The following is a 9,688-nucleotide window of genomic DNA, read 5'->3' as shown; positions in this document are numbered from 1 at the left end:
TGCGCCAACAGCTCGGTCAACTCACTGACCTCGGCGATTTCGCGCATGTCTTCGGGCATTGCGCGGATGTTCAGCGCCTTGCCGGCCGCCTGGGCGCCCTGATCGAAGTCCTTCAGATCCATCTTGTTGATGGCGACAACGATGTGCTTGATGCCCAGCAAGGAGGCGATGAAGCTGTCCAGCATGCACTTCGTTCCCATGTCGGCGCTCAAGGGCGACAACGTGGTGAACAAGTCCGAGCGCTCGCCGTGGTACACCGGCCAGTCGCTGATGGAAATTCTCGAGACCGTGGTAGTGGCGGGCGACCGCAACTTCACCGACCTGCGTTTCCCGGTGCAATACGTCAATCGTCCGAACCTGAACTTCCGCGGTTTCGCCGGCACCCTGGCCAGCGGCATCGTCAAGAAGGGCGACGAAGTCGTGGTGCTGCCGTCGGGCAAGAGCAGCCGCGTGAAATCCATCGTCACTTTCGAAGGTGAGCTGGAACATGCGGGTCCGGGGCAAGCCGTCACGCTGACCATGGAAGATGAAATCGACATCTCCCGGGGCGACCTGCTGGTGCACGCCGACAATGTGCCGCCAGTCACCGACAGCTTCGAAGCGATGCTGGTGTGGATGGCTGAAGAGCCGATGCTGCCGGGCAAGAAATACGACATCAAGCGCGCTACCAGTTACGTGCCGGGTTCCATCGCCAGCATCGTCAACAAAGTCGACGTGAACACGTTGGAAGAAGGCCCGGCCAGTGCGTTGCAGCTCAACGAAATTGGCAAGGTCAAGATCGCGCTCGACGCACCGATTGCTCTCGACGGTTATGACAGCAACCGCACCACCGGTGCGTTCATCGTCATCGACCGCTTGACCAATGGCACCGTTGGCGCCGGCATGATCGTCGCCCAGCCTTTGGCGCATGGCACCAGCACCCACCACGGCAAGCTGGCCCATGTTGCCACCGAAGAACGTGCCCTGCGCTTCGGCCAGAAGCCGGCCACCGTGCTGTTCAGCGGTTTGTCGGGTGCCGGCAAGAGCACCCTGGCCTATGCGGTCGAGCGCAAGCTGTTCGACATGGGCCGTGCGGTGTTCGTGCTCGATGGCCAGAACCTGCGTCACGACCTGAACAAGGGACTGCCACAGGATCGCGCCGGGCGTACCGAGAACTGGCGTCGTGCCGCACACGTGGCGCGTCAGTTCAACGAAGCCGGTCTGCTGACCTTGGCCGCGTTCGTTGCGCCGAGTGCCGAAGGCCGTGAGCAGGCCCGGGAGCTGATCGGCAAGGAGCGTTTGCTGACCGTCTACGTTCAGGCGTCGCCGACCGTGTGTGCCGAGCGTGATCCGCAAGGCCTGTACGCGGCGGCCGGGGATAACATCCCGGGCGAATCCTTCCCGTACGACGTGCCGCTGGATGCCGATCTGGTGATCGACACCCAGTCCGTTTCGCTGGAAGACGGCGTCAAGCAGGTGCTGGACCTGCTGCGTCAGCGTGGCGCGATTTAAGCACCGGGCAGCAATAAAAAACCCGCCGATGAGTGATCATCTGCGGGTTTTTTGTCTCATGCGCCCCAGTGTGGGAGCGAGCCTGCTCGCGATAGCGGTGGATCAGTCCACATGGATATTGAATGTTCAATCGCCATCGCGAGCAGGCTCGCTCCCACAGGGGATCAGCGTCGCTCTGGATACTCGCGATGCATCTGCGCCAGCAAGGCATCCTTGTTCAACCACAGCTGATTGATCCAGCCCTGAAACTGCAGGCGGTACTCGCCGTCCTGGTCGTAGTTTTTACCGATGAAGTGGGCAGGAATTTTCAGTTCTTCAAAATGCACCACCACATCCTTCACCTCACCGCACAGCAAATCCCAAAAGCCCGGACGTCCGGCGGGATAGTGAATGGTCACGTTGACGATCGACTCCAGCTGTTCGCCCATGGCATCGAGCACGAACGCAATGCCACCGGCCTTGGGCTTGAGCAGGTATTTGAAGGGCGATTGCTGTTGGGCATGCTTGCCTTCGGTAAAGCGCGTGCCTTCGACAAAGTTGAAAATACCCACAGGGTTGTCACGAAACTTCGCACAGGTTTTGCGAGTGGTTTCCAAATCCTTGCCTTTCTTCTCCGGATGCTTTTCCAGATACGCCTTGGAGTAGCGTTTCATGAAAGGAAAGCCCAGCGCCCACCAGGCCAGACCGATGACAGGCACCCAGATCAGCTCTTGCTTGAGGAAGAACTTCAGCGGCTGGATACGACGGTTGAGTACGTATTGCAGCACCAGTATGTCGACCCAGCTCTGGTGGTTGCTGGTAATCAGGTACGAGTGTTTGTAGTCCAGGCCCTGCAGGCCGCTCAGGTGCCATCGAGTGCGGCAGACCAGATTCATCCAGCCTTTGTTGAGGCTGATCCAGGCTTCATGGGTATGGCTCATCAGCCAGCGCGCGACGCGCTGGGTGAGGGCGAACGGCAACGCCTTGAACAGCGCCACGCAGAACAGGAAGGAGCACAGTAAAACGGTGTTGAGCGCCAACAGCAGCGAGGCGATCACGCCTCGCGCGGCGGCAGGGAGAAAGGCCAGCATTTAAACATCCAGAGGTCGGTTGGCAGCTTGAATCGCGGTCAAGGCGATGGTGTAGACGATGTCGTCGACCTGTGCGCCGCGTGGCAGGTCGTTCACCGGTTTGCGCAAGCCTTGCAGCATCGGCCCGAGGCTGACGCAGTCGGCGCTGCGCTGCACGGCTTTGTGGGTGGTGTTGCCGGTGTTCAGGTCCGGGAACACAAACACCGTGGCGCGACCGGCTACCTGACTGTTCGGCGCCAGTTGCCGGGCGACGGTTTCGTTGGCGGCGGCGTCGTACTGCAACGGGCCGTCGATCAGCAGCGAGCGTTGCTGTTCGTGCGCGAGCAACGTCGCTTCGCGAACCTTCTCGACCTCTTCGCCACTGGCCGACTCGCCGCTGGAATAGCTGATCATCGCAACCCGTGGCGTGATGCCGAAGGCCTGCGCCGAGTCGGCGCTTTGCAGGGCGATTTCGGCCAGTTCGCTGGCGCTTGGGTGCGGGTTCATCACGCAGTCGCCATAGACCAGCACCTCTTCGGGGAACAGCATGAAGAACACCGATGACACCAGGGTGCAGCCCGGCGCTGTCTTGATCAACTGAAGTGCCGGGCGGATGGTGTTGGCCGTGGAGTGAACGACGCCCGACACGAGGCCGTCGACCTCATCCAGCGCCAGCATCATGGTGCCGATCACGACCGTGTCTTCCAGTTGCTGCTCGGCCATCGGCGCATTGAGGCTTTTGCTTTTGCGCAGGGCGACCATGGGCTCGACGTAGCGCTCGCGGATCAGGTCCGGGTCAAGGATTTCCAGTCCCGGTGGCAGCTCGATGCCCTGGGCGCGAGCCACGGCCTCGACGTCCGCCGGTTTGGCCAGCAACACGCAGCGGGCAATGCCGCGGGCCTGACAGATCGCCGCCGCCTGTACGGTCAGCGGTTCGCTGCCTTCGGGCAGGACAATGCGTTTGTTGGCATTCTGCGCGCGCTGGATCAGTTGGTAGCGGAACACGGCTGGCGACAGGCGCATTTCTCGCGGTGTACCGCAACGCTGGTGCAGCCAGTTGGCGTCGAGATAGCCGGCGACGAAATCGGTGATGATTTCGGCGCGCTCGCGGTCGTCGATCGGGATTTCCTTGTTCAAGCCGTTCAACAGGTTGGCGGTGTCGTAGGAGCCAGTGCTCACCGACAGCACCGGCAATCCGGCCTGCAGGGCGCCACGGCAAAGGTCCATGATGCGCGGATCGGGCAGGGTGTCGCTGGTCAGCAACAGGCCGGCCAGGGGGACGCCATTGATGGCGGCCAGGCTGACGGCGAGGATGATGTCGTCGCGATCACCGGGGGTTACCACCAGTACGCCCGGTTTGAGCAGTTCCACGGTGTTGCGCATGGTGCGTGCGCAAATGATGATCTTGGTCATGCGCCGGGTTTCATAATCGCCGGCGTTGAGCACCTGGGCGCCCATCAGGTCGGCTACGTCGCGGGTGCGCGGTGCGTTCAGTTCGGGCTGGAACGGGATGCAACCCAACAGGCGAAAATCGCCGCTGCGCAGCAGTGGCGAATGTTCCTTCAGGCGCGCGGCGAAAGCCTCCATGCTTTCGTCGGTCTTGACCTTGTTGAGGATCACGCCGAGGACCTTCGGGTCTTTCGGGCCGCCGAACAATTGCGCCTGCAATTCCACGCGACCGGACAATTCGGTCAGCACTTCGTTTTCCGGTGCCGAGACCAGAATCACTTCGGCGTCCAGGCTCTTGGCCAGATGCAGGTTGACCCGCGCGGCGTAGCTGGCGCTGCGGGTCGGCACCATGCCTTCGACGACCAGCACGTCCTTGCCGATGGCGGCCTGCTGATAGAGGGTGATGATCTCTTCGAGCAACTCATCGAGCTGACCGTCGCCGAGCATCCGCTCGACATGGGCCAGGCCCAGCGGTTGTGGCGGTTTCAGGCCGTGGGTCCGGGCTACCAGTTCGGTGGAGCGTTCCGGTCCCGTATCTCCCGGATGCGGTTGGGCGATCGGTTTGAAGAAGCCGACCTTGAGCCCGGCACGTTCAAGGGTACGCACGAGCCCGAGGCTGATGGAGGTCAGGCCCACGCCGAAATCGGTGGGTGCGATAAAAAAAGTTTGCATGCGGATTCTCTGGAGGTGCATGGCAATGGAGAGGGCCGATGACTGGCTATCTGCCGAAATTCAGTCGCCAAGGTTATCGCTAACCGAGCCTTGTGCGCACCAACCACAATCAAAGGGCTGGCCGATTTTTTCCTGGCGCTGCACCGGGTCCATCACCCAGGCGCGCGATTGCCATGGCGGCTGGTGCCGCAGGTGTTGGGTGTGGCCACAGGAAAGCTCGGCCACCCAGTGCCCGTCCTCGTCCAGATGAAAGCCTGTGATCGTCACACCCCGTCTGTCCGGGTTGTGTTCGCTTTCGGACGACGGCTTCGCTAAACTGCGTCTTTCCTCATTCTTATGCAAAAGGTCTCGCCCCCATGCTGATCGCTGCCAACAAGGCTGTGTCCATCGACTATACCCTGACCAACGACGCTGGTGAGGTCATCGACAGCTCCGCCGGCGGCGCGCCGCTGGTCTACCTGCAAGGCGCAGGCAACATCATCCCGGGCCTGGAAAAGGCTCTGGAAGGCAAGGCAGTTGGCGAAGAGCTGACCGTTTCCGTCGAACCTGAAGATGCCTACGGCGAATACGCTGCCGAACTGGTCAGCACCCTGAGCCGCAGCATGTTCGAAGGCGTCGACGAGCTGGAAGTGGGCATGCAGTTCCACGCTTCCGCTCCGGACGGCCAGATGCAGATCGTGACCATCCGTGATCTGGACGGCGACGACGTGACGGTTGATGGCAACCACCCACTGGCCGGCCAACGTCTGAACTTCCAGGTCAAGATCGTTGCTATCCGTGACGCCAGCCAGGAAGAAATCGCCCATGGTCACATCCATGGCGAAGGTGGCCATCACCACTGATTTTCTGCGCTAAGCTTTCGAGAACTGGAGAGGCGCCCCGAGGGCGCCTTTTTAGTCTGTGGTTATCCATGGCGACAGCGTCAAGCGGCTGTTTCGAAAAGAACACGGGAATCTGGAGTACGTCATGAGTGCTTTTCACGACCTTAATTTGACAGCCCTGAATGGTCAGGCGCTACCTCTGGCGCCTTTCAAGGGGCACGTCGTGCTGGTGGTCAATGTCGCCTCCAAATGTGGCTTGACCCCACAGTACGCTGCGCTGGAAAACCTCTACCAGCAATACAAAGGCAAGGGGTTCAGCGTACTGGGCCTGCCGTGCAACCAGTTTGCCGGGCAGGAACCGGGCTCCGAACAAGAGATTCAGGAGTTCTGCAAACTCAACTATGGCGTGACCTTTCCATTGTCCAGCAAGCTGGACGTCAACGGTCACGATCGCCACCAGTTGTACAAACTGCTGGCGGGCGAGGGTGCCGAATTCCCTGGCGACATTACCTGGAACTTCGAAAAGTTTCTGTTGGGCAAGGACGGGCGCGTGCTGGCGCGGTTTTCCCCGCGTACACCGCCGGATGATCCGGCTGTGGTTCAGGCGATTGAAAAAGCCCTGAGCTGACGTTCTCACCCTGTAGGAGCGAGCAAGCTCGCGATGGTCGCCAACGATGACGCTGGAAGCCTGACACCCAGCGGCGTTCTCAAGACCATCGCGAGCCTGCTCGCTCCTACAGAAGGCGGTATTCCCCTCTTTTGATCCTTAATCACTCAAATCAATAGTGCTGTTCAGCGCTGCGGGATCTCCATATTATCATCGTCATAAAGTCTATTTCCGTGGAGCGTCCCAATGCCCGTAAAAGCCCTGTTCAAGCCGTTCCATCTCGGTTCCCTCGAACTGCCGACCCGTGTCGTCATGGCGCCGATGACCCGCTCGTTCTCTCCCGGTGGCGTGCCGAATTCCAAAGTGATCGAGTACTACCGTCGTCGCGCCGCGGCCGGCGTTGGCCTGATCATCACCGAAGGCACCACCGTCGGGCACAAGGCTTCCAACGGCTACCCGAACGTGCCGCAGTTCTACGGTGAGGCGGCACTGGCCGGCTGGAAGAAAGTGGTCGACGCGGTCCACGCCGAAGGCGGCAAGATCGTTCCGCAACTCTGGCATGTCGGCAGTGTGCGCCGCATTGGCACTGAGCCGGACGCCAGCGTGCCGGGTTACGGTCCGTCGGAAAAGCTCAAGGAAGGTCAGGTCGTGGTTCACGGCATGACCCGGCAGGATATCCAGGACGTGATCGCTGCGTTCGCCCAGGCAGCAAAGGACGCGAAAAGCATTGGCATGGACGGCGTGGAAATTCACGGCGCCCACGGCTATCTGATCGACCAGTTCTTCTGGGAAGGCAGCAACCAGCGTACTGACGAATACGGCGGCAGCCTGGCCAATCGTTCGCGTTTCGCCATTGAATTGATTCAGGCGGTGCGTGCGGCGGTGGGCGAGGGCTTCCCGATCATCTTCCGCTTCTCTCAGTGGAAGCAGCAGGACTACACCGCACGTCTGGTCCAGACGCCGGAGGCGCTGGGCGAGTTCCTCAAACCGTTGTCCGATGCCGGCGTGGATATTTTCCACTGCTCGACACGCCGTTTCTGGGAGCCGGAATTCGACGGTTCCGAACTGAACCTGGCGGGCTGGACCCGCCAGCTCACCGGCAAGCCGACCATCACTGTCGGTAGCGTGGGGCTGGATGGCGAGTTCCTGCAGTTCATGGTCAATACCGACAAGGTTGCTCAGCCGGCCAGTCTGGAAAAACTGCTGGAGCGCTTGAACAATGACGAGTTCGACCTGGTGGCGGTCGGTCGTGCGCTGCTGGTGGATCCGGACTGGGCGCAGAAAGTGCGCGATGGTCGTGAGGCTGACATCCTGCCGTTCAGCCGCGAGGCGTTGATGACGCTGGTTTAAGCAGCATCCGGAAGGGCTTTATCGCGAGCAGGCTCGCTCCCACAGGTTTTGTGTGCGCCACAGAACCCATGTGGGAGCGAGCCTGCTCGCGATGGCGGACTTCATTTCACGCAGGACTCAAGGAACAGTCGGCGCATTCGGCAGCACCTGCTCCCCAACGCAAGCATTGCGCAACTGCCCCTCGAACTGCTCGATAATCGCCGCCCAACCCTGGCGACTGGCATGCTGGCGCGCATTGAGGCGCAAACAGCGCAAGGTCTCGGGATCCTCCAGCAACCACACCGCCGCATCGCAGAACGCGTCTTCATCCCCCGGCATTGCCAGCAAGCCGTTGTAGCCATGGCGGATATGCTGCGCAGCTGCCGCCTGATCGTAAGCCACCACGCCAAGTCCTGAGGCCAGTGCCTCAAGCACCACATTGCCGAAGGTTTCCGTCAGGCTTGGGAACAGAAACACATCGCCTGAGGCATAGTGGCTGGCCAGGGCTTCACCCCGTTGGGTGCCGCAGAAAATCGCATCGGGCATTTCGCTTTCCATAGGCAGGCGCTGCGGGCCGTCCCCGACCACGATCAATTTCAGCGTACGCTGTGGATAAGTCGCCTTCAGCGCGTCGAAGCAGCGCTTGAGCAAGCCCAGGTTTTTTTCCGTTGCCAAACGCCCGACATGAATGACGGCGATGTCGTTCTCGCCCAGTCCCCATTGTTCGCGCAGGGCATTCAGGCGTTTGGCCGGATGGAACAACTGGCTGTCGACGCCGCGGGACAATAGCGCCAGCCGTTCGAAATGCCGCCGCTCCAGCTCCATGCGCTGACTGATGCTGGGCACCAGGGTCAGGTTCGAGCGATTGTGGAACCAGCGCAAGTAGTGGGTCAGCAAGCGTGTGAGCAAGCCGAGCCCGTACTGGCTGGAATACTGCTGAAAGTTGGTATGGAAGCCGCTGACCACCGAAATGCCCAGGCGTCGTGCCGCACGCAGTGCCGACAAGCCCAGCGGGCCCTCGGTGGCGATATACAGCACATCCGGGCGGTGGCGCTTCCAGCGTCGCAGCAGTTTGTGCATCGACGACTGTCCCCATTGCAATCCGGGATAGCCTGGCAACGGCCACCCCCGGCACAGCAACAACTCGTCGTCGCTGCCTGCCGACTGATCGCAACCCTGGCGCGGTCGCACCAACTCCACCTGATGGCCGCGCGCGCGCAAACCGTCGCACAAGCGGCCAAGGGTATTGGCCACTCCGTTGATTTCGGGAGGGAAGGTTTCGGTGATCAGGGTGATATGCAGAGCTGTCGTCATGGCCTCAGTTTCAGCTGAGGCCATGTCGACGCCGTGACGGTCAGATGATGGATTTATGACCGCGTTCGAGGGTGGAATTCAGCGTTGAATCACGAGGTTCTCGGCCCCGCGCTCACGGACCCAGAACAAGGTCGCCCCGGCCACGGCCGCCGGCATCATCAGGATGTTGACCACCGGGATCAGCAGCACCAGATAGACGATGCCGCCGAAGCTCATGCTCTGCCAGCGCTTCTGTCGCAGCCAGGCGAGCATCTCGTTCCAGCCCAGCTTGTGGTTGTCCGCCGGGTAGTCGATGTACTGGATCGCCATCATCCACACCCCGAACAGCAGCCAAAGCGGTGCAGCAATGATGTTGACCACGGGGATGAAGGACAGAATGAACAGCCCGATCGCCCTGGGCAGGAAGTAGCCGAGCTTGCGCATTTCACGGGCCAGGGTCCGCGGGATCATGGCGAGCAATTCACCCCAGCTGAAGGTCGGGAAGTCGTCGGTGCCGCGTACGACCACTTCGACCTTTTCCGCCAGAAAGCCATTGAACGGCGCGGCGATGACGTTGGCCAGCATTGTGAAGGTGAAGAACACCATCAAGACCACCAGCACCACGAACAGCGGCCACAGGACATAGCTGAGAAAACCCAGCCAATCGGGCAGGGACGGCATCAGTGAATCGACCCACAGGCTGAATTGGTGGCCGGCCAGATAGATCAATCCGACGAACAGCACCAGGTTGATCAGCAACGGCAACAACACAAACAGACGCAGGCCAGGGCTCAGGACCAGCTTGAGGCCTTCGCGCAGGTATTGCGGGCCGGACAGAACAGGGGCGGGCATAACGTGCTCCGAGCAGAGGGAAAACGCGCCGACCTTACCGGCTTTGCCTCGGGGGTGAAAGCGCGGTAGCGGCATCGACATTAACTGTAACAAAGGCGTCCTGATTAGCCCGCCGTCGGGATAGA

The 9,688-nt window shown here is 60.9% G+C and carries 7 protein-coding genes and 3 pseudogenes; 4 read left to right on the top strand and 6 right to left on the bottom strand.

The genetic code is table 11. The features are described from left to right. Positions 1 to 107: pseudogene (locus ACQKP2_RS15500) on the bottom strand (STAS domain-containing protein); the annotation flags it as partial. A 52-nt stretch (positions 108 to 159) separates the two neighbouring features. Here ACQKP2_RS15500 and cysC point away from each other — a divergent pair. After that, a pseudogene (gene cysC, locus ACQKP2_RS15495) lies at positions 160 to 1,491 on the top strand (adenylyl-sulfate kinase); the annotation flags it as partial. Between the two features lie 164 nt (positions 1,492 to 1,655). Here cysC and ACQKP2_RS15490 read toward each other — a convergent pair. The 3 genes and pseudogenes from ACQKP2_RS15490 to ACQKP2_RS15480 all read right to left on the bottom strand — a co-directional run bounded on the left by ACQKP2_RS15490 (position 1,656) and on the right by ACQKP2_RS15480 (position 5,049). Continuing rightward, positions 1,656 to 2,561: an acyltransferase gene (locus tag ACQKP2_RS15490; protein ID WP_427577611.1), complete on the bottom strand. Its 906-nt coding sequence runs from the start codon at positions 2,559 to 2,561 to the stop codon at positions 1,656 to 1,658. Beyond that, complete coding sequence (pta, locus tag ACQKP2_RS15485) at positions 2,562 to 4,661, bottom strand: phosphate acetyltransferase (protein WP_427577610.1); 2,100 nt, start codon at positions 4,659 to 4,661, stop codon at positions 2,562 to 2,564. Between the two features lie 60 nt (positions 4,662 to 4,721). Continuing rightward, positions 4,722 to 5,049, bottom strand: a pseudogene (locus ACQKP2_RS15480) (DUF3565 domain-containing protein). Between ACQKP2_RS15480 and ACQKP2_RS15475 the strand changes: the two are divergent. The 3 genes from ACQKP2_RS15475 to ACQKP2_RS15465 all read left to right on the top strand — a co-directional run bounded on the left by ACQKP2_RS15475 (position 5,018) and on the right by ACQKP2_RS15465 (position 7,439). Further along, complete coding sequence (locus tag ACQKP2_RS15475) at positions 5,018 to 5,503, top strand: FKBP-type peptidyl-prolyl cis-trans isomerase (protein WP_427577609.1); 486 nt, start codon at positions 5,018 to 5,020, stop codon at positions 5,501 to 5,503. The pseudogene ACQKP2_RS15480 and the gene ACQKP2_RS15475 overlap by 32 nt on opposite strands. A gap of 124 nt (positions 5,504 to 5,627) precedes the next feature. Continuing rightward, on the top strand, positions 5,628 to 6,110 hold the full coding sequence (locus ACQKP2_RS15470) for a glutathione peroxidase (RefSeq protein ID WP_427577608.1): 483 nt from the start codon (positions 5,628 to 5,630) through the stop codon (positions 6,108 to 6,110). 225 nt (positions 6,111 to 6,335) lie between these two features. Further along, complete coding sequence (locus ACQKP2_RS15465; protein ID WP_427577606.1) at positions 6,336 to 7,439, top strand: NADH:flavin oxidoreductase; 1,104 nt, start codon at positions 6,336 to 6,338, stop codon at positions 7,437 to 7,439. A gap of 117 nt (positions 7,440 to 7,556) precedes the next feature. Here ACQKP2_RS15465 and ACQKP2_RS15460 read toward each other — a convergent pair whose 3' ends face one another. Then, on the bottom strand, positions 7,557 to 8,756 hold the full coding sequence (locus ACQKP2_RS15460) for a glycosyltransferase family 4 protein (protein WP_427577605.1): 1,200 nt from the start codon (positions 8,754 to 8,756) through the stop codon (positions 7,557 to 7,559). Positions 8,757 to 8,810: 54 nt separating this feature from the next. Beyond that, complete coding sequence (cysZ, locus tag ACQKP2_RS15455; RefSeq protein WP_427577604.1) at positions 8,811 to 9,563, bottom strand: sulfate transporter CysZ; 753 nt, start codon at positions 9,561 to 9,563, stop codon at positions 8,811 to 8,813. Positions 9,564 to 9,688 lie beyond the last annotated feature (125 nt).

It is taken from the genome of Pseudomonas sp. NPDC089569, from assembly GCF_050280625.1.
In the GTDB taxonomy this organism is placed as follows: Bacteria; Pseudomonadota; Gammaproteobacteria; order Pseudomonadales; family Pseudomonadaceae; genus Aquipseudomonas.
The sequence above is the reverse complement of the archived record's forward strand: the minus strand, read 5'-3'. Positions and strand labels throughout refer to the sequence as shown.